Below are 17,869 nucleotides of genomic sequence, written 5' to 3' on the forward strand. Positions count from 1 at the left end.
GCTGACCGCATGAGCGACTACGACGTGTTGGAGATCGGCGGGCTGGACCAGTGGAAGGACTACGCGGGCGGGCGCGCACCGGGCAAACGGTTCATCGACGCGGAGCTGCCCGAGCAGTACATCGGGATGTCCGCGAATGCCCTGGCCCCCGGCGGTGAGTCCCCGTTCTGGCACTCGCATTCCCAGCTCGAGGAGCTGTACGTGTTCCTCGCCGGACAGGGGCAGATGGCAATCGGCAATGACGTCGTCGACGTGCACGCCGGTACCGTCGTTCGTGTCGGGCAGAACGTGATGCGCGCCTGGCGCGCGCTGCCGGACAGCACCGAGGACCTGCGCTGGCTGTGCATCCGCGCGGGGGGCGGCCCGTTGGCCGAGGTCGGCAAGGACGGCGAACGCGACGGCGACCGCCCCTTCCCCTGGGCGAGCTGACTCCCCCTCGCTCCCACTCCCGACAGTTTCAGGCGCCTGATCCTGCCGAGCTCGAGAGCGACCGCGGGCATGCTCCCACCCGCGGCAGGTTCACGCGCGTGATCCTGCCGTGAGTGGGAGCGACCGGGGTTCTGGCACGATGGCAGGATGACCGTCACGTATCGGACGCCCGGGCCGGCGGATGCCGCCGCCCTCGCTGACCTCCACGTCGGCACCTGGCGGGAGGCCTACAGCCACCTGCTGCCGGAGGAGTTCTTCTCCGACGCGTGGCTCGCCGGCCGCCGCAAGATGTGGGACCACGTGCTGTCGCACCCGCAGGACGACGTGACGGTTCTGGTCGCGGAGCAGGACGGCGAACTGGTCGGCTTCGCCTGGGCCGGACCGGCCGTGGACGTGGGCGAAACCGCGTCGCCGCGCGACCGTCACCTGTACGCGATCTACGTCCGAGCCGCGCACTACGGCACCGGGATCGGACAGACGCTGCTGGACGACACACTCGGCTCCGGACCCGCCCAGCTCTGGGTGGCGAAGGAGAATCCGCGCGCGATCAGGTTCTACACCCGCAACGGTTTCACCCTCGACGGCACCGAGATGACGGACCCGTCCGCTCCGCTGATCACCGACAGGCGGATGGTGCGCTGACGCGTCCGGTGTCGCTCACCGCGCGGCCGCGAGCGCGAGCAGCAGCGGCATACCGAGCGCGTCGAGCCGCGCGGTCCACGGGTGCGCCATGAGCCCATCGTCCAAGCGGCGCTGCAGTTCGACCGGTGACACCCAGGCATGGTCAACGACTTCGGCGGGGTCCGGCACGACGTCCACGCCCGCCGGCGCGCCGACCAGGTAGAGGTCGAGCAGCGCGGTGGCCTCCGCGAAGCGGCCGACCAGCTGCAGATCGTCGGGCGCGACGACCAACGACGTCTCCTCGCGCAGCTCCCGGACCGCGGCATCCACGCTCCGCTCGCCCGCCAGGGCGCTGCCGCCCGGGAACTCCCAATCCAGGCCGAACTCCTTCGCCGCGGCACGCTGCGTCAGCAGCACGGTGCCATCCGGACGCTGGACGCACGTGGCCACGACCACGTGGAAGCGTCCGGCCGGCCAGTCCGAATCCCCGCGCCGATGGGTCTCCCCCGTCGGCACGCCGGAAGAGTCCGTCACATCCCAGAACTCACTCATCCCGCCAACGCTACCGACGTCGTCGGTCGGGCGCGACGAACCGGCGAACTACCCCAGCATCAGCGCGTGCGGATCGTCCGGAGCGACGCGAAACGGCAGCACGGCACCGGGTTGCCAGTTGTGCAGTGCTCCCGCCGCGATCACCGTCTCGTAGCGGGATCGATACGGTTCACGACCGTCGATCGCCACCGAGAGCTCGACGGCGTAGACCGGAACGTCCGCGATCGTCGCACCGGTCGGGGCGAGGGAGATGACGGTCCCGGAGGCCGGTGTGCCGCGTCCGTAGGCCGCCATGTTGGCGAACGGGTTCCCCTCGGCCGCGCCGTGCGACGCGGCCGTCATGTCGTCCCGGACCTTCAGCCAGTACTCCGCAGCATCAGCCGACTGACGGATGCTTTCGCTCATCGACGGCCGTGGATCGTTGGCCGCGAGCTTCATCAGACGGCCGAGGTCCCGGAAGACACCCATCGCCGGTCAGCTCGTGAAGGCGATCTTCTGCGGATCGGTCGGGTCGACGGCGACACCGTGCGTGGTTCCGACGGCGAACATCGACGCCGTCTGCGGCGAGATCATCTCCCGCTTGGCCACGACGTACGGCTCCGAGCCCTCGAGCGTCACCTGGACGTCCAGCTGGAACCAGGGGTACCCGGACGTCCGCTCCCCCGTGTCGACCGCACCGGTGATGATTCCCGATCCAGGCCGGCCGACCGCGATGATGCGATTGAGCTCCTGCCCGTACGCGTTCAGCAGGTCGTGGTCGGCCTGTGCGGCCGCGTTCACCTGGGCCGCGTTGTGCACCGTCACGGGCGATCCGTCGGTGTAACCCGCCGCAGCGAGGTGATCGTTCGCCAACTGCTGCGCGGCGGCGGCCTGCGCCGCCCAGTCCTGCTGTGCGGTCGCCGCTTTCGCCGCGGACGAATACGCGTCTTTGGCCTTCCCGAAAAGTCCCACGTCAGTCCCCGTTCTGAGCGCCCCGCGCCCGCTCCCTGCGGACGCTCCTGCACCGTCCGTGGCCTCAGCATGACGCTCCGGCCGGGTGGCGGCAAGTGAATTCTTCCTCCTGAACGAGGGCCGGGTCGGCGCGCCAACTCGGCGACTCCCGCGCATTCGGTCCGAGCTCAGGACGCCTTCGCTTGGGTGGAGTGCGCGTCGGAGGGGTCATCCCCCGCCAAGCGCGTCGCCAGCGGGATGTTGATCTTCTCCGAGAACAGCTGGATGAGCGGGCCGTTGAAGAACGCCGTGACCACCGTCCCGAAGCCGACCGGTCCGTGCACGAGCACGGCGAGGATGACGACGATGATGTCCTGCGGGACCCGTACTCGGCCGTACTTCCAGCCGGTCTTGCCCACGATCATCGGCGCGATGGCGTCGTACGGCGCCGTCCCCACCCGAGCGCTCATGTACGCGCTGGCGCCGAACGCGAAGATGAGGATGCCGACGAGGAAGAACACGGTCTTGCTCAGCAGCGTGGCCGATGCCGGCGCGAGCGGGGCGAGGAGTCCCGCGAAGATGTCGATGAAGAACCCGGTGAGAACCATGTTGATGATCGTGCCGGGACCGATGTACTTCCGTCCCCAGATCAGGACCGGAATGAACAGAACGAGGTTGCTCAGCAATTGGTACGACCCCAGCGACCAACCGAGCTTGGCCGCGATGCCGACGTTCAGTGCCGTGTACGGGTCGAGTCCGACGTCGCCCGTCTTCAGCACGGCGGCGCCGAGCCCGATCAGGATGACACCGACGAACGCGTAGACGGAACGGATGACCGTGGACTTCAGCGAACGATGCGCACTCATGCGTGTTCTCCCCAGCGTCAAGGCGTCCGGTGAGCGGTCGCTCGCGACGCCGTCCCCGGGAGTATTTTCCCGCCAGTTCGCCGCGCGCGGTAGTCCGGTCTTCGCATCGCGTCGGGTGCGCCCCGCGGTCGTGGCGCGGTGTTCCGGCACTCACGAGACCGCGCGGACGGCGGCCAGACCCGCGCGGAGGTCGGCGATGAAATCGTGGGTGACCTCCAACGCCGGGAAATGCCCGCCGGCGGGCGGTGTCGACCAGCGCACGATCCACCGGTAGCGCTGCTCCGCCCACGGCCGGGGACACTTCTCCGGGTCCCCCGGGTACATCGTGATCGCGGCGGGCACGTCGACCCGGAGGTCCGGATCGAGCGCGGCATGGCTCTCTGCGTAGATCCGTGCCGCGGACGCCCCGGTCCGAGTCAGCCAGTAAAGCGTGACGTCATCCAGGAGTCGGTCCCGGGATATGCGCTGGAACGGGGAGTCATCGGTGTCCGACCAGTCGGCGAACTTGTCCAGCAGCCAGGCCAGGAGCCCGACCGGCGAGTCCACGAGCGCGTAGCCGATGGTCTGCGGACGCGCGGCCTGCTGCTTGGCGTACGCGGCACGGTGTTGCCAGAACTGCGTCGTCCCCTCCGCCCATGCCCGATCCTGCGGCGTCAGCCCGGCGAGCGACAGCCCCGGAGGCCCCTGCGCGAACGTGGAGTGGATGCCGATGACGTGCTCCGGGAAGCGGCCGGCGAGGACGGTCGTCACCGTTCCACCCCAGTCGCCGCCGTGCGCGAGAAATCGGTCGTAGCCGAGCCGTCTCATGAGTTCCACCCACGCTGACGCGATCCGCTCGATCCCCCACCCGGATTCGTCGGGCCGATCACTGAATCCGAATCCGGGGAGCGCAGGCGCGACGACGTGGAACGCCGGCTCGTCCGCGGAGGACGGCTCGGTGAGCTCCTCGATGACATCGACGAACTCCACCACGCTGCCCGGCCATCCATGGGTCATGACCAGCGGAACGGCGTCTGCACGTGACGAGCGGCGATGCAGCGCATGGATCCCGAGGCCCTCGATCGTGGTCCTGACCGAGCCGATGCGGTTCAGTTCGGCCTCAAACCGGAACCAGTCATAGTCGCTGCGCCAGTACGCGATGAGGTCGGTCAGATCCGCCAGCGGCACGCCCTGCGCCCAACGGTCCCGGCCCGCGGCTCCCGGCGGCACGGTCTCCCGCTCCGGAAGCCGCGCTGCGGCCAACCGCTGCTGCAGCTCATCCAGCTCCGCCGGGTCGACCGCCACCGAGAACGGATGAACCGCGGGCGTCGTCTCGCTCATGTGCGCTCCTGTCCGTGACCGCTGTACCCGAGGTCTACCCGCGGCCACCGACACGCGGTACGCCGGCGGCACGGGCAGGCGTCATCGGCGGGGGCTCGTGTTCGTCGGTCCCGGTTCAGCGGCGGACCGGGACCGGACGCAGGCGCGGGATCCAGCACGGCACGGCATCACGGTAGGCGGCGAATTCCGCGCCGAAGCGGCGTCCCAGGTCGGCCTCCTCATGCGGTCGGACCGCCCAGTTCCAGATCAGTGCGCCCGCCAGCGCGTATGCGACGACGAGCCAGGACTCGAGCATGATCCCGACGCACACGCCCTGTCCGATCCCGGCGACGGCCATCGGATTGCGCACCCACCGATACGGACCGGCGACGACGAGACGATGGGCCATGGCCGCCGGCAGCGGTGTGCCCGCGCCGCGGGTCGCCATGATGACGGCTGAGCACAGTCCGAGGGCGGCGAACAGGACGAAGGCCAGGCCCGCTGCGATCCGGATCCCCGGAGGCGGCTCGAGCCGCAGCCCCCAGCGGTCCTCAACCCACGTGATCACGGCCGGGATGACGAACAGCAGCAAGCTCCAGAAGATGGCGATCTGCAGGCTGGTCTGGCCGAGGAGCGTGCGGGTGCGCTCAGCCCGCGCTGCGCGGAACCCGAACGGCCCGGCCACGATCCACTCCGTCGGCAGGCGCCCCACGATGATCACGAGACCCGCGACGATGCTTCCGCCGGCGGCGGCGATCATCAACAGCGCACCACAACCCGTGTCCGTGGTGATCGTCGCGTGCACCGTCATTCCGGCCGCGACCAGCACCGTCCATGGCACCACGATCCACACGGCCCACCGCACACCCGCGGCGATCAGCGCGGAGCCGACGACGAACAGTGGGATGTCCGGGAGCGCGATGAGCAACGGATCGAGCTCGCCCAGGGTCGGCAACCGGACCGTGGAGAAGGTGAAGACGCAGATCCACCACGCGGCACCGGTGAGTGCCTGGACGCCGAAGTACGCGCGTGCCACCGCAGGCGTGACACGCAGCAGCCCCCTCGTCGCCATGCATCGAGTCTACGAAACCGACCCCTCCGTCGATTCGGGCGCCGTCTCCGCCAACACCGGCGCGCTCAGCAGCCGCAGGACGCGCGGCGCACCAGGACGGGTGCGAACACCGACCCACCCCTCGGCCCGTCCGGATCGAGGACCGCCGCGACCCCGGCCCGCGCCATCTCCGCAATCGGTTGGGCGAGCGTGGTCAGCGGCGGCCAGGCGTACGCGCTTTCCGGCGTGCCGTCGAAGGACACGATCGCAACGTCTTCCGGAACCCGCAGCCCCGCCTCGTGCAGGGCCAGCAGGAGTCCCATCGCCAGCTGGTCGGAACTGACGAACAGCGCCGAGGGCACCGTGCCCTCCGCGATCAGTCGACGACCGGCGGCGTGCCCGCCGGACATCGTGAATCCCTCGCGAATGACGGGGCCGGCGGCCACCGAGTACCGGTCGATCGCCGCACGCCAGCCGATCTCGCGAGGACCGGGAACACCGTCCGGCGCGGTTCCGGCGATCAGTCCGACGGTGCGATGTCCGTGCTCGGCAAGATGCTCCACGGCGATCCGCGCGCCCTCGAACAGGTCGATCCCCACGGTGCGGAACCCCGGAACCGCGTCGTACCTGTTGATCAGGACGACCGGCAGGTCCGGCGGAACAAGCGTGCGCAGGTGCGGGATCGCGCCCGTGCTCGCCAGCAGGATGCCGTCCACGCGCCGGTCGACGAAGCCCTCGATGAGTCGCCGCTCGCGCCCCGCGGACTCATCGGCGTTGGCGGCGAGGAGCGTCATCCCGCGCTTGTCCGCCGCAAGGTCGACCTCGTGCGTGAAATGGGCGAAGAACGGATTGGTGGCGTTCGGCACCACGATGCCCAGCAGATCGCTGGCGCCGCGGCTCAACGCGCGAGCCGCCGCGTTCGGGCGGTAGCCGAGCTTCGCGACCGCCGCGCGCACGCGCTCTTCGGTCTCCGGCCGGACGCTCTTGGAGCCGTTCAGGACGTAGCTGACCACGGCCGTGCTGACACCGGCGAGCCGGGCGACATCGCCCCGCGTCGCCGCCGGCCTCCGGGCGGCGGGGTCGGACGGCACGGCGCTCATCCTCGCTGAGGCGCGTCGCCGAGGTCCGGAACGGGGAGGCGCACGCCGCCCTGCAGTGCGGACTGGTGGGCGATCACGCCCGGCAGCGTGTAGCGGGCGGCCTCCCAGGCATTGACCGGGGGCAGCGTGCCGTACGCGACCGCCCGCACGAAATCGTCGGCGAGGAATTGGTGGCTGCCTTCGTGTCCGTTCGGCAGACCGTGGAACTCCGCAGGCAATCGCGACGGATCGTGGACCGGCGCCAGGCCGGACACGAACGCCGCCCGCAGCGCAGGGTCGATGTCGGCGAGCGACGGGTCATCCGGGGACACGCTCGGGGCGGCGTCCATCAGCGCGGAGACATCCGTGGCGCCCGTCTTGTCCTGCCAGAGCGCGGCGTTGACCGTCTCTTCGAAGCTGCCCTCGGTGCCGAAGTAGCGGAAGCGGCTCTCGCGCAGGTGCGACGGATAGCCCACCCGGCGGAACTCGTTGATCCGCATGGACCCGCCACCGGCCAGCTCGAACAGCGCGCTGGCGTTGGAGAAGTCGTTGCCGAACATGCTGATCTCGCGGTCGAACACGCCGTCGCCGCGATCGTCAGGAACGCCGATCGCGCTGACACTGACCGCGTGTCCGCCGATCGCTCCGAGCACGCCACCGATCGAGTGGGTCGGGTAGAGCATCGGCGGGTAGCTCGCCGTGCGCTTCCACTCCGCACCACCGCTGTACTCGTATGCGGCGTAGAACCCGAGGTCCATGTCGTGCACATAGTCACCCTCGGCGTAGAAGATCCGACCGAACGCGCCTTCGCGCATGCGGTCGCGCGCGTAGACGGTGGCGGGGTTGTAGTAACTGGTCTCCCCCATCATGTAGGTCAACCCGGTCTCCCGTACCGCGTCGACGATGGCCCGGATCTCCTCCTCGGAGATCGCCATCGGCACGGCCGAGTACACGTGTTTGCCCGCTCGCAGCGCCTGGACGGCGAGCGGACCGTGCGTCCACCTCTGCGTGAAGATCGCGACGGCGTCGACGTCGCTGTCCAGCATCGCTTCGAAACTCGGATACGTCCCGGCCAAGCTCTGCCGTTCCACGAGTGCGGAGGCCCGCTCCGGGATCACATCGGTCACGAAGACGCCATCGACGAGCGGGTGCGCGTGGAACAGCCGGGAGAACTGGCCGGAGAACTGGCCCGCTCCGACGATGCCGATCGAAAAGGTCATGCGCAGGAGTGTTCCAGGAACGGTTACCCGTGTCAACAGACTGTCGCTGCCGCCCATCGAAATGGGCTGCACCTTGTGCTTACACGCGTAACTCCGGTGCGTCCGTTCAGGCGCCCTGCGGAGTCCGCAGGAGCCGATTGCTCCACGCCTGCGCGGCGTCGGTGATCATGCTGAGGTTGCGATGGGTGACCGCGACCGTCGCCCCACGGAAGAGGTGGTCGGCGTCCGGAATCTTGATGGCGGTGATGTTCGCGTGCAGCGCCGGCAGCTCATCGAATGTTCCGAAGGGATCGTGGCCGCCCTGGATGACGAGAGTGGGGAGCGAGACCGCGGACAGCTCGGCCCGGCTGCCGGGGCCGCGCAGCGGATAGGCCAGGAGGAGAAGCGCGTCAGGTCGGACCGTGTCGGCGGTGCGACAGGCGGCCACCGACCCCGCACTGCGCCCTCCGGAGACGAGCGGACCGTCGCCGGCGATGTCGCGGACGTGGCCGCACACATCGATCCAGGCGGCATCGAGCGCGGCCGGCCGAGCGAGGGCGGGATCCCCCGCCACCCGGTACGGCTGGGTGACGAGGACGACGGTCAAGCCGCGCGGGGGAAGCGTACGTGCCAGCTCCTGGAGGTCGGCCGCCTCCACCCCGGTCGCGGTGCCGTGGCCGAGCACCACCGTCGCGCGCGGCGTGAGCGCCCGGAACCACTCCACCTGCGCCGGACCGACCGCCGTGCGGACCACTTCATCGGACATGGAACTCCTCCTCCTTCATCGGGCGCGCCCCCTCCCCTCGGCGGGACACGAATGACACGATCTCCGCGAGCGCGGCGTGGTCGGTCGGGATCACATGACCTCCCCCGTGGCAGACGATGCGGGGCGCAGTGAAGCACGCGGCCAGACGCTCCGAAGCCCGGACCGGGACGACGGTATCCACAGCGCTCATGACGTGCAATGAGGGCGTGCGCAGCGGCCGGCGGAGCAGTGCGGAGGCTTCGTCCGCGGGCTCGATGAAGCCGCTGATGATGACCGCGAAGCCGAATTCGAGCCCGGCCGGAGCGGCGGCGCCGGGTGTGGTCGATTCCTGCGCCGCCACGAGCATTCCGGCGAGGGCGGCGCCCTGACTGAAACCGATGACGCCGTCGAAATGATGCTCGGCCGTGACCGTGCGCGCCCAATCGAGCGTGCGCTCCCATCCGCGCATGTCGCCGTCACGCCACCAGCCGATATCGCCGAGCGCGAGGGACGGGGCATCGACGAAGGTCAGCTCGACCGTGGGAGGCAGCACGGCGGCGAGCGGCCGCATCTGCCGACGCAGAATCTCTGCGGTGCCGTGCTGACCGTGCAGCGCAAGAACGCTCACCGTGCCCATCTCCGACCCCCGATCTGACGCCCCCGACGGACCTGCACCCACCACCGGTAGGCGCGAGTCTGCACCCGGAACCTCAGGGCGGGCTCAATGTGTCCGATCCACGAGCAGAGTGGCGGAGCACGCTCCCGACACGCGGACGCCCCGGTGCCGCAGATAGGCTCGTCCCGGGTGCGCAGCTCCGAACCGGAGCACGCTGCGGATGACCGGCACCCGCGAAAACGGGGAGATGGCGTGCGCTTCACCAACAAGGCTCTGAACGGGTACGACTTCCTCGCGGACATGACGGCGGACCCGTACTTCCCGCAACCGCTGGTGGACAAGGGCAAGCTCATCCTCGTCCGCCTGTGCGAGCAGATCGAGCAGCAGCGGCCGGCGGATCTCGCGGAACTGTACGTCCTCACGCACGCGGCGACGGAGGAGTTCAATACCCTGGGCGAGGAGTTCGACGCCGCCGACAGCGAACTCGAGACCGTCGCCCGCGACACGATCGGGTCCGATGTCGCCAAGATCGCCGAGGCATACGGATTCTCCGACGCCGACATCGAGGAGCTCATCTCCCCGCGGGAGTGGTGAGCCGCCCCCACGGGGAGATCCGCGTTCCGCGCGCGCCGTGAACCAGAATCGGGATTGGGGCCAATACCTGATGATGTGCACGGACAGCGAGATCTTCCGACGGTCGATGACCGACCCGTCGGCGTTCTCAGAGCTGTTCGAGCGGCACGCTCGGGTTGTCGCCGGCTATGCGGCGAGCCGTGTCGGGATCGACGCGGCGGACGACATCGTCAGTGATACCTTCCTCGTCGCTTACCGTCGGCGCGGGTCCTTCCGCACCGAGTCGGAGTCGGCGAAACCCTGGCTCCTGGGGATCGCGACCCGCGTGATCCAGAACCACCGCAAGACCGAGGCGCGGCACCTGAAGTCCGTCGTCGCCGCGGCCGCGGTGGAGCACACCACCCGTCCGGACGACGCCGATGATGCGGCGCGACGTCTGGACGCGGACGCCGAGGTCCTCTTCCTCGCCCCGCGGGTGGCAGCCCTGAACAAACGCGACCGGGACACCCTTTTCCTCCACGCCGGCGGCCTCAGCCATGAAGAGATCGCGGCCGCACTCTCCGTGCCCCTCGGAACCGTCAAGTCGCGGCTGAACCGCGTGCGTCGGCGTCTCGCCGACCCCGCGTCTGATTCTCGATCGCCCGCACCGATCGTCTGGAACCCCACAAAGGACCTCCATGGACATGCTTGACCGGGTCGCGCTGCTGACCCCCGCCGACGCTGCGGAGCGCGTCGACCTGAACCCTGCGCGCAATGCGCTCCATCGCGAGATCGCGCGCGGTCACCGCCGAAACCGCCGCGGACTCGGCATCACGATCGGCGCGTCCGCGGGCGGCCTCGTCACCGCCGGCGTGGTCGTCGCTGCCGTCGTCGCCGGAAGCGTCGTCGCGCCGAGCACGATCGCGCCCGTCCAGCACGCGTCCGCCGCCGAGCTGCTCAACGCCGCGGCGCTGGAGATCGAGGAGAACCCGGTCGTCATCCCCGCCGGCTCCTACCTCAAGGCCGAGGCGCACTGGATCACCCTCAACACCGTCGTTCCCGGGCAGATCTCCTGGGAGGGCGGCTTCAGCCGGACCCGCGCCGGCGCCCCCGGGGCCGTCCTGATCGACCTCGAGCACACCCTCTATGAACCCGGGTCCGAGGCCGATCCGATGGTGATCTCCGTCGTCCCGAAGCACCCGATCCAGGTCTTCGGCGACGAGGCGGCGGTCGCGCAGACCTGGAACGGCGGCGTGCTCAACGAATTCGGCGATCTGGCGACGTCGCTCACTTCCGCTCCGGCGGCCGAGGTGTACGAGACGCTCGTCACGGCGGACGCCCCCATGCCCAGCCCGCTGGGCATCTCCCTCACCCCCGAGCAGAGCGCGTCACTGTCCCCCGTCGACGACCTCGGGGAGTTCCCGACCGACCCGCAGAAGTTCCTGGACGCGACCGTCGATGAGTTCGCCACGGACGGGCTCGCCGCGCAGATCGCGTCGACGCGGTTTCAGGAGGATGCCCTGCAGGGGTGGATCGACTCGGGGCGTCTGCCATCGGACCACTTCCTGGCCGGTGTCATGGACCCGACGCCGGGGACCACCGTCCCCCTGACAGAGGACACACTCGCGTACCTGCAGTCTTCCCTCGACGAATTGCGCAAGGAGACGGCCGGGGACGCCGCGGCTCTCGAGGAGAAGAAGTCCGAGATGGCAGCGTGGACGCCCGCCGAACGAGCGTCACACATCGCAGCGGCGACCGCCGAGCTCGTCCGCTCGACACAGCTGCCGGAATTCGCGACCGCCTCCGCGACGTTCCGCGCGACCGTGCTCCGGGCGATCGCCCTGGCACCTGACCTGACGATCGAGTCGACCGACGGTGACATCGCGAACATCATCGTCGCTGACGCGGACGCGACCCTGAAGGTCAAACTCGACACCGCGACGGCCCAGGTGGTTCAGGTCGACAGCTACCTGAAGCGCTACACCGCGTGGGCGGCCACGCCCACCGACGAGGACCCGACGCCCGTGCAGACGGTGGTCGAGGTCGGGTCCAGCCCGCTGATTCCTGCCGACGTTCCGGACGAGCGCTACACGCTCACGACCGAGATCGTCCCTCAAGCCCCCTCACCGACACAGTGATCGACACCGCGCTGGGGGCCCGGTCGATCCAGCGGTGAGGGGAAGGCGGCGTCCCTCTGGGGAGAGGGCGCCGCCACCATCTTTTCGCCGAGGTTTTCACTGCAGCCCGCAGCTCTGACCCGGCGCACCGGACGACGGAGCCGACGCCGGCGTGCAGTACGTCTGCGTGTCCCCGTCCGGTGCGACGATGGAGGGATGGCCTCCCGTCCCCCCGTCACACACGGCGCCCGTGCGTGGGCTCCGCTCGTGCCGATGCTGCTCGGCATCCTCGCCGGCGCACTCTCGGTGAGCATGGTGAACACCGCGGTTCCGCGAATCGTCGATGACCTCGGCGTCGACGACGCCGCTCGCCCCTGGATCGTGGGGGCGTATCCGCTGGCGCTGGCCGGCTGCATCGTGATCGGCGCGCGGCTCGGCGACTGGATCGGACGCCGCACGGTGGTCGCGATCGGCCTGGGCGGCTACGCCGTCCTGAACCTGCTGGCAGCCGTGCAGGTCTCCGGACTCGCGCTGATCGGGGTACGCGCCGCCCTCGGCGTGATGTCGGCGCTGGTCATCGCGAGCGTCGTTTCGTCCATCGGTGTGCTGTACCGCGGGCGCGACCTCGTCATCGCGAACGGCCTGTGGGTCGGGGTGTTCGGGGCGGGGAGCGCCATCGGGCCGACCCTCGGCGGGTTCATCACGGAGCATCTCGGCTGGCCTGCGGTGTTCGCCGCGTGCGCACCGGTCGCGATGATCGGTCTCGCACTCGTCTGGCTCGTGCCGAACACGCGCGCTGAGCATCCCGCACCCTGGGATCCGCTCAGCATCGGCACCAGCACCGTCGGCCTCGCCGTGACGCTGCTGGGGCTCCAGCGGCTGGCGTTCGACGCGCTCACCGGTGCTGTGCTCCTCGCCATCGGCGCGGCGTGCCTGGCGGTCTTCTGGATTCGCCAACGCCGTCTCGCTCGACCGTTCCTGGACGTCCGGCTGTTCTCGAACGGATCGTTCACCCTGGCCGTGCTGCAGATCCTCGCTGCGGCGGGCACGGCGTCCGCGGCCACCTACCTGCTGAGCGTTCACCTCCAGGCTGCCGCGGGGCTGACACCCACCGCGACGGGCATCGCACTGATCCCACAGGCGCTCGCCACCGTCGCAGGCGGCGTCCTGGCGGGGATCGTCGTGCGCCTCGTGAGCGATCGTGGCGCTCTGGTGCTGGCCCTGGTGATCCAGGCGGCCGGACTCGCCGGGCTGGCGATCTGGCCGACGAGCGCCGCTGCACCGCTCATCGGCATCGGCGTCGGGATGGGACTGGTCGGAACACTCGCCACCAGCCGGCTGTTCGAGGTCGCGCCGCGGTCGCGGGCGGCCGATGTCGGTGCGATCCAGGAGATCGGGTTCGCGCTCGGTGGCGCGGCGTGGATCGCGATGCTCGACGCGGTGACCGTCGTCGGCGGTTCCGTCGGCTTCGCGCTCGCGCTCGGCATCGCCTCCGGTGCCGTCGCGCTGATCGCCGTCTGGTCGACGGTCGACCTGGTGCGGCATGGCCGGAGCTCCGGACCGAGCTCTGCCGAGAGATCGACCCCCGGCATCTAGGGCCGTCCGGGTCACGCGTCCCCGTCGCGCCACGGCCGAACGTCAGGGTGTCCGGCGTCGCAGGGTGAGGGAGGCGAGCACGATGGATCCGACGGCGAACGCCGCGACGATCCCGAGCGGCCGCAGCACGTCGCCGAGGTCCTTGCCGTCGGTCACGGCGTTGACGGCGTCGATCGCGTGGCTGAGCGGCATCCAGTCCGAGAACGCCTGCAACGAGTCGGGCATCTGATCGCGCGGCATCAGGACCCCGCCGACGAGGATCTGCGGGAAGACGAGGATCGGCAAGAACTGCACCGCCTGGAACTCGGTCCGGGCGAAGGCACTGGCGAGCAGGCCGAGAGCCGTGCCGAGCAGAGCGTCCAGGACGGCGACGAGGACCAGTTGCCACAACGGTCCCTTCACGTCGAGTCCGCACACCCCCACCGCGAAGGCGACCGTGACCGCGGCCTGCACGATCGCGACGGTGCCGAACGCGATCGCGTAGCCGGCTATGACGTCACCCTTACCGATCGGGGTCGTCATCAGCCGTTCGAGCGTGCCGGACCGCCGCTCGCGGAGGGTCGTGATCGACGTGATGAGGAACATGATGATGAACGGGAACAGCGCGAGGATCGCCGGGCCCACCGCTTGGAAGAGGGTGTTGTCGTCGACGAGGAGCCACGCGAACAGCCCGACGAGCAGGCTCGGCGCGACGAGCAGCAGCATCAGCGATCGCGGGTCGTGGGACAGCTGACGCAGCACCCGGGCCGCCGTGGCGAACGTGCGACGGACGCTCATGACCGGTTCCGCTCGTCGCGGCGAGTGTGCGGCCGTTGCCGTCGGACGAGCGTCAGGAATGCTTCGTCCGGATCGCGAGCGCCCGTTTCCGCGAGCATCGCCTCGGGGGTGGTCTGCGCGATGATCTCCCCGTCCCTCAGCAGGATGACCTCATCGCACCGGAGCGCCTCGTCCATGACGTGGCTGCTGATCAGCATCGTCGCCCCGGCCCCGCTGATCTCGCGGAAGACGGCCCACAGACTCTCCCGCAGCAGGGGGTCCAGGCCCACCGTCGGTTCGTCGAGCACGAGGACCTCCGGAGCTCCCAGCATCGCGATCGCGAGGGACACGCGACTGCGCTGACCACCGCTCAGCGTGCCGACTCGCTGGGTGGCCTGCGGCCGGAGCCCGACGGCTTCCGTCACGCGCTCCGCGTCCGATCCGGGGGCTCGGAGCAGGCGCTGGAAGTAACGGAGGTTCTGCGCGACCGTGAGGTCGTCGTAGACCGACGCCGCCTGCGTCGCGTAGGCCACGCGGTCCCGGAGCCCGGCCGATCCGGCGGGTTCCCCGAGGACGCTCACCTCCCCCGACACCACGCGCTGCACACCGACGACGGCGCGCATGAGCGTGCTCTTGCCGCCCCCGCTGGGACCGAGCAGCCCGGTGATGCGCCCGGCCGGGATCTCGAGCGAGACGCCGTCGAGCACGCGGTGCTTCCCGCGCCGCACGACGAGGTCACGCACGCTGACTGCGGACGCACTGTTCATCATGTGGCGAATGATGCGGCCGTCCTGCAGCCATGTCAACGGTCTTCGTGCTCCGGCAGCGTTCGCGGGCGCGGCCGGCGCGTGCGATGACACCCACCGCCCCGCGCGAGCTGCGGGCTATTGACCGCCACACATCACGGCCCTCGGCACCGTCGGCGATCCGCGATCAGTCGTCTCGTGTCCCCGGGTGCGCCCCGGATCAGCGCGACCGGTCCACCGTCATGGCGGTCTGAATACGCCGATCAAGATCATCGAGTTCGGCGATCACTTCGGACGCAGCCCAGACGCGGTCCTTCTTGCGTCCCGTGATCTCTTCCAGAAACCCCGCCTGGACGAGCTGGTCGACGACGCGGTAGGCCTGGCTGGCGCTGGAGGTTCCCGTGGCTGCATCGATGTCCTGCACCGACATCACGGGGTGGTCGTAGAAGGCCGAAAGCACCACGTCGGCAACAGATCCGGCACGCGGCGTCACCTCTGCGCGCCACCCGCCGGGCATGCCCTTCAGCCGCTCGATCGTCTCGCGTGACGCAGTGGCCGCGATGCGCGCCGCTGCGGCGAACAGAAGGATCAGCGGAGAAGGATCACCCCGTCGGTAGTCACCGAGCGCCGCGAAGTAGTCATCACGACGGGCGAGCAGTCCGCTGGCGAGAGGGACGACGGCATTCCCGGTGATGCCGCGCCGTCGGAGCACGGCGGAAACGAGTGCGCGTCCGATTCGACCGTTGCCGTCGGTGAAAGCATGGATGGACTCGAACTGAGCGTGGCCGATCGCGGCCTGAACGAGAGCAGGCACGTCATCGCGATTGAGGTAGGCGATGAGGTCGTCCATGAGCGCCCCGACTCGCTCGGGTGCGGGCGGAACGTGCAGCGCACCGCGCGGAGAGTGATCACTGCCGCCGATCCAGTTCTGCATCGTGCGGAGACGGCCGGCGAAATCGGCCTCTGTGGGGTCGTCAATCATCAGGGCTCGGTGCGCGCCGGTGAAGTGCTCCAGTTCGAACCTGCCGGCGTCGCCGACCATCGTGATGAGTGCATGGAGAGCATGGGAGGCGGCGACCATGCTGGTGGCGGACGTATTGCTCCTGTTTCCCGCCAGCGCCTTCGCGTAATCACGGGCGGAAGCATTGATCCGTTCGATTTTCGATGACGCAGCCGATTCGCTGCGCACCATGAATCTACTGAGCGCAGCCGAGTGCCCTTCGGCATCGGTGTCGGCCTGCGCGACGGCGAGCAGCGCCCGTTCGGAGGCGATCATCTCCTCCAGCGAGGGTGTGTAGTCGCGCTCCGCGATGAAGGGCGGGATGGTGGCATTGACACTGGTCAACATCCGATCTTCGCGAACACCTCCGCGAGCCTGCTGGCGCCACGGCAGGGTCTCGACCTCATGGGCGGGCCACCCGGCGCGGTGTTCACCTGACATAGGTGCGATTCTAGCGGTCCAAATTCGCATCTACTAACCCTAGATGCGAATTTCATAAGGCAAACTCGCGTACTCACGCGACGGCTGCGAGTTGCAGGCGACGTCTTCGCAGCACTCCGAATCACCGTTGCCGCGTTGCTGACGGTGGTGAGCTTGCACACTCTCATCGTGCGTACGCCGACCGGAGTCGGCGGATGAACTCAGGTGAGAAGTCAGCCGACGGTCGCCCGCAACCAGTCGATGATCGTACGGACGGCCTCCGGGTCGAGGTGCGTGCCGTCCTGGTTGTAGCCGGAGCCCGGGGATGCGGCGATCTCGGCGAGCGGGCGGAGGTCCTGCTTCAGCACGTGATTCGCGTCGGGCGGGAACGCGAACGTGACGGAGGGGCGCCCCGCGGCGGCCGCCTGCAGCGGATCGCCGTCGGCGTGGGCGTCGATCTGGAGGTCCTTGCCCCCGATGAGAACGAGCACCGGCACGGTCACCGCGGCGAGCGCGTCAACCGCAGACTCGGTCCACAGCTCCCGCGCGAACGGTAGATTCGCCGGTGCCTCAAAGCTCGACAGGACGGCGCGGATCGGCTCCGGCACGCTCGGATCGGGATTCATCGGTTCCCCCGCCGCGTATCGATCCGTTGCCTCGCGCACGCGGGTCATGATCGACGCACCATCGGGCAGCGCGGCCGTCTGTGCCGTCAGTTGCGCGAGGAGGACGTCGCGCACGGGACGTCCGGGAGGGGCCGCGAGAATGACGCCCGCGAACGGCACGGTCTGCGCCGAGTCCGCATAGTGCAGCACGTGGATCGTGCCTTCGCTGTTGCCCAGTCCGACGATCCGCGAGCGGTCGATGCGCTGGTCGTCGACGAGCGCGGTCACGGCCCCGACCAGTTCGTCGAGGTGCGACGCCATGCTCAGGTGCCCCATCAGCTTCGGCAGGTTCTCCCTCGCGTGCGGTCCGGATGCACGCTTGTCGTACCGGAGTGACGCGAGGCCCGCGTACGCGAACGCGTCGGCGAGGAGGCGCGCACTTCCGTTCGTGCCCGCGAGGAGGGGCGAGCACCAGTCGCGGTCCGTCGGTCCGCTGCCGGCCACCATCACGACAGCGGGGAACGGTCCGTCGCCCTCCGGTACGACGAGCGTGCCGAACATGGCGATGCCGCCGACGTCCCAAGTGATCTCAGTGCTCCGCGTCATGAGCTCAGTGTGGCACCGCGACCCGCGGCACGGCAGGCCGACTCTGCTCGCTTTTCGTCCCGGCCCTCGCTCCCCCGGCCCCGT

Annotated in this window: 20 protein-coding genes; 6 read left to right on the top strand and 14 right to left on the bottom strand. The window is 69.5% G+C overall.

Annotated elements, in window-relative coordinates:
- Positions 1-9 precede the first annotated feature (9 nt).
- Positions 10-429, top strand: coding sequence for a cupin domain-containing protein (locus BN1193_RS11235; RefSeq protein ID WP_040166456.1), 420 nt, complete (start codon positions 10-12; stop codon positions 427-429).
- 147 nt (positions 430-576) lie between these two features.
- Positions 577-1,071 carry a GNAT family N-acetyltransferase gene (locus BN1193_RS11240; RefSeq protein WP_040166458.1) on the top strand — a complete coding sequence of 165 codons (495 nt, stop codon included), beginning with the start codon at positions 577-579 and terminating at the stop codon, positions 1,069-1,071.
- A gap of 15 nt (positions 1,072-1,086) precedes the next feature.
- Here the strand turns inward: BN1193_RS11240 and BN1193_RS11245 are convergent, their stop codons facing one another.
- The 10 genes from BN1193_RS11245 to BN1193_RS11290 form a co-directional block, all read right to left on the bottom strand.
- The gene (locus BN1193_RS11245; RefSeq protein ID WP_052460675.1) at positions 1,087-1,602 is read right to left on the bottom strand and encodes an NUDIX hydrolase; all 516 of its coding nucleotides are present in this window, start codon (positions 1,600-1,602) and stop codon (positions 1,087-1,089) included.
- Positions 1,603-1,650: 48 nt separating this feature from the next.
- A complete protein-coding gene (locus BN1193_RS11250) occupies positions 1,651-2,007 on the bottom strand; it encodes a hypothetical protein (RefSeq protein WP_141396678.1) in 357 nt (118 codons plus the stop codon).
- Between the two features lie 69 nt (positions 2,008-2,076).
- Positions 2,077-2,553, bottom strand: coding sequence for a hypothetical protein (locus tag BN1193_RS11255; RefSeq protein ID WP_040166462.1), 477 nt, complete (start codon positions 2,551-2,553; stop codon positions 2,077-2,079).
- A 167-nt stretch (positions 2,554-2,720) separates the two neighbouring features.
- Positions 2,721-3,398, bottom strand: coding sequence for a YczE/YyaS/YitT family protein (locus tag BN1193_RS11260; RefSeq protein ID WP_040166464.1), 678 nt, complete (start codon positions 3,396-3,398; stop codon positions 2,721-2,723).
- Between the two features lie 150 nt (positions 3,399-3,548).
- A complete protein-coding gene (locus BN1193_RS11265) occupies positions 3,549-4,718 on the bottom strand; it encodes an epoxide hydrolase family protein (protein ID WP_052460676.1) in 1,170 nt (389 codons plus the stop codon).
- Between the two features lie 115 nt (positions 4,719-4,833).
- Positions 4,834-5,769, bottom strand: a complete 936-nt coding sequence (locus tag BN1193_RS11270; protein ID WP_052460677.1) for a methyltransferase family protein — start codon at positions 5,767-5,769, stop codon at positions 4,834-4,836.
- Positions 5,770-5,834: 65 nt separating this feature from the next.
- Positions 5,835-6,848: a LacI family DNA-binding transcriptional regulator gene (locus BN1193_RS11275; protein ID WP_040166465.1), complete on the bottom strand. Its 1,014-nt coding sequence runs from the start codon at positions 6,846-6,848 to the stop codon at positions 5,835-5,837.
- On the bottom strand, positions 6,845-8,047 hold the full coding sequence (locus BN1193_RS11280) for a Gfo/Idh/MocA family protein (protein ID WP_040166466.1): 1,203 nt from the start codon (positions 8,045-8,047) through the stop codon (positions 6,845-6,847). The genes BN1193_RS11275 and BN1193_RS11280 overlap by 4 nt, the downstream gene beginning before the upstream one ends.
- Positions 8,048-8,153: 106 nt before the next feature.
- Complete coding sequence (locus BN1193_RS11285) at positions 8,154-8,792, bottom strand: alpha/beta hydrolase family protein (RefSeq protein ID WP_040166468.1); 639 nt, start codon at positions 8,790-8,792, stop codon at positions 8,154-8,156.
- Positions 8,782-9,399: an alpha/beta hydrolase family protein gene (locus BN1193_RS11290; RefSeq protein WP_195907851.1), complete on the bottom strand. Its 618-nt coding sequence runs from the start codon at positions 9,397-9,399 to the stop codon at positions 8,782-8,784. The genes BN1193_RS11285 and BN1193_RS11290 overlap by 11 nt, the downstream gene beginning before the upstream one ends.
- 240 nt (positions 9,400-9,639) lie before the next feature.
- Between BN1193_RS11290 and BN1193_RS11295 the strand changes: the two genes are divergently transcribed.
- From BN1193_RS11295 to BN1193_RS11310, 4 genes are all read left to right on the top strand, one after another.
- Positions 9,640-9,981, top strand: a complete 342-nt coding sequence (locus BN1193_RS11295) for a DUF5713 family protein (RefSeq protein WP_040166470.1) — start codon at positions 9,640-9,642, stop codon at positions 9,979-9,981.
- A gap of 37 nt (positions 9,982-10,018) precedes the next feature.
- Positions 10,019-10,651, top strand: coding sequence for an RNA polymerase sigma factor (locus BN1193_RS11300; protein ID WP_195907852.1), 633 nt, complete (start codon positions 10,019-10,021; stop codon positions 10,649-10,651).
- Positions 10,638-12,077 carry a hypothetical protein gene (locus BN1193_RS11305; protein ID WP_040166471.1) on the top strand — a complete coding sequence of 480 codons (1,440 nt, stop codon included), beginning with the start codon at positions 10,638-10,640 and terminating at the stop codon, positions 12,075-12,077. Before BN1193_RS11300 ends, BN1193_RS11305 begins: the two co-directional genes overlap by 14 nt.
- Before the next feature lie 195 nt (positions 12,078-12,272).
- Positions 12,273-13,652, top strand: a complete 1,380-nt coding sequence (locus tag BN1193_RS11310) for an MFS transporter (protein WP_052460679.1) — start codon at positions 12,273-12,275, stop codon at positions 13,650-13,652.
- A gap of 42 nt (positions 13,653-13,694) precedes the next feature.
- On the opposite strand, the gene BN1193_RS11315 is transcribed toward BN1193_RS11310, so the two are convergent.
- From BN1193_RS11315 to BN1193_RS11330, 4 genes are all read right to left on the bottom strand, one after another.
- Complete coding sequence (locus BN1193_RS11315; protein WP_040166473.1) at positions 13,695-14,429, bottom strand: ABC transporter permease; 735 nt, start codon at positions 14,427-14,429, stop codon at positions 13,695-13,697.
- Positions 14,426-15,178: an ABC transporter ATP-binding protein gene (locus tag BN1193_RS11320; protein ID WP_052460731.1), complete on the bottom strand. Its 753-nt coding sequence runs from the start codon at positions 15,176-15,178 to the stop codon at positions 14,426-14,428. The genes BN1193_RS11315 and BN1193_RS11320 overlap by 4 nt, the downstream gene beginning before the upstream one ends.
- 196 nt (positions 15,179-15,374) lie before the next feature.
- On the bottom strand, positions 15,375-16,595 hold the full coding sequence (locus BN1193_RS11325) for a Fic family protein (protein ID WP_040166474.1): 1,221 nt from the start codon (positions 16,593-16,595) through the stop codon (positions 15,375-15,377).
- A gap of 212 nt (positions 16,596-16,807) precedes the next feature.
- The gene (locus BN1193_RS11330; protein WP_040166475.1) at positions 16,808-17,785 is read right to left on the bottom strand and encodes an alpha/beta hydrolase family protein; all 978 of its coding nucleotides are present in this window, start codon (positions 17,783-17,785) and stop codon (positions 16,808-16,810) included.
- Between the last annotated feature and the right edge of the window lie 84 nt (positions 17,786-17,869).

This window comes from Microbacterium gorillae, assembly GCF_000826185.2.
GTDB classification, from domain to species: Bacteria; Actinomycetota; Actinomycetes; order Actinomycetales; family Microbacteriaceae; genus Microbacterium; species Microbacterium gorillae.

Excerpts from the sequence above, each read along its gene's own strand:
- BN1193_RS11245 (WP_052460675.1), bottom strand. The coding sequence starts at position 1,602 with ATGAGTGAGTTCTGGGATGTGACGGACTCTTCCGGCGTGCCGACGGGG.
- BN1193_RS11265 (WP_052460676.1), bottom strand. The coding sequence starts at position 4,718 with ATGAGCGAGACGACGCCCGCGGTTCATCCGTTCTCGGTGGCGGTCGAC.
- BN1193_RS11305 (WP_040166471.1), top strand. The coding sequence starts at position 10,638 with ATGGACATGCTTGACCGGGTCGCGCTGCTGACCCCCGCCGACGCTGCG.
- BN1193_RS11285 (WP_040166468.1), bottom strand. The coding sequence starts at position 8,792 with ATGTCCGATGAAGTGGTCCGCACGGCGGTCGGTCCGGCGCAGGTGGAG.
- BN1193_RS11320 (WP_052460731.1), bottom strand. The coding sequence starts at position 15,178 with ATGATGAACAGTGCGTCCGCAGTCAGCGTGCGTGACCTCGTCGTGCGG.
- BN1193_RS11235 (WP_040166456.1), top strand. The coding sequence starts at position 10 with ATGAGCGACTACGACGTGTTGGAGATCGGCGGGCTGGACCAGTGGAAG.
- BN1193_RS11260 (WP_040166464.1), bottom strand. The coding sequence starts at position 3,398 with ATGAGTGCGCATCGTTCGCTGAAGTCCACGGTCATCCGTTCCGTCTAC.
- BN1193_RS11270 (WP_052460677.1), bottom strand. The coding sequence starts at position 5,769 with ATGGCGACGAGGGGGCTGCTGCGTGTCACGCCTGCGGTGGCACGCGCG.
- BN1193_RS11330 (WP_040166475.1), bottom strand. The coding sequence starts at position 17,785 with ATGACGCGGAGCACTGAGATCACTTGGGACGTCGGCGGCATCGCCATG.
- BN1193_RS11240 (WP_040166458.1), top strand. The coding sequence starts at position 577 with ATGACCGTCACGTATCGGACGCCCGGGCCGGCGGATGCCGCCGCCCTC.
- BN1193_RS11280 (WP_040166466.1), bottom strand. The coding sequence starts at position 8,047 with ATGACCTTTTCGATCGGCATCGTCGGAGCGGGCCAGTTCTCCGGCCAG.
- BN1193_RS11315 (WP_040166473.1), bottom strand. The coding sequence starts at position 14,429 with ATGAGCGTCCGTCGCACGTTCGCCACGGCGGCCCGGGTGCTGCGTCAG.
- BN1193_RS11310 (WP_052460679.1), top strand. The coding sequence starts at position 12,273 with ATGGCCTCCCGTCCCCCCGTCACACACGGCGCCCGTGCGTGGGCTCCG.
- BN1193_RS11325 (WP_040166474.1), bottom strand. The coding sequence starts at position 16,595 with ATGTCAGGTGAACACCGCGCCGGGTGGCCCGCCCATGAGGTCGAGACC.
- BN1193_RS11250 (WP_141396678.1), bottom strand. The coding sequence starts at position 2,007 with ATGAGCGAAAGCATCCGTCAGTCGGCTGATGCTGCGGAGTACTGGCTG.
- BN1193_RS11275 (WP_040166465.1), bottom strand. The coding sequence starts at position 6,848 with ATGAGCGCCGTGCCGTCCGACCCCGCCGCCCGGAGGCCGGCGGCGACG.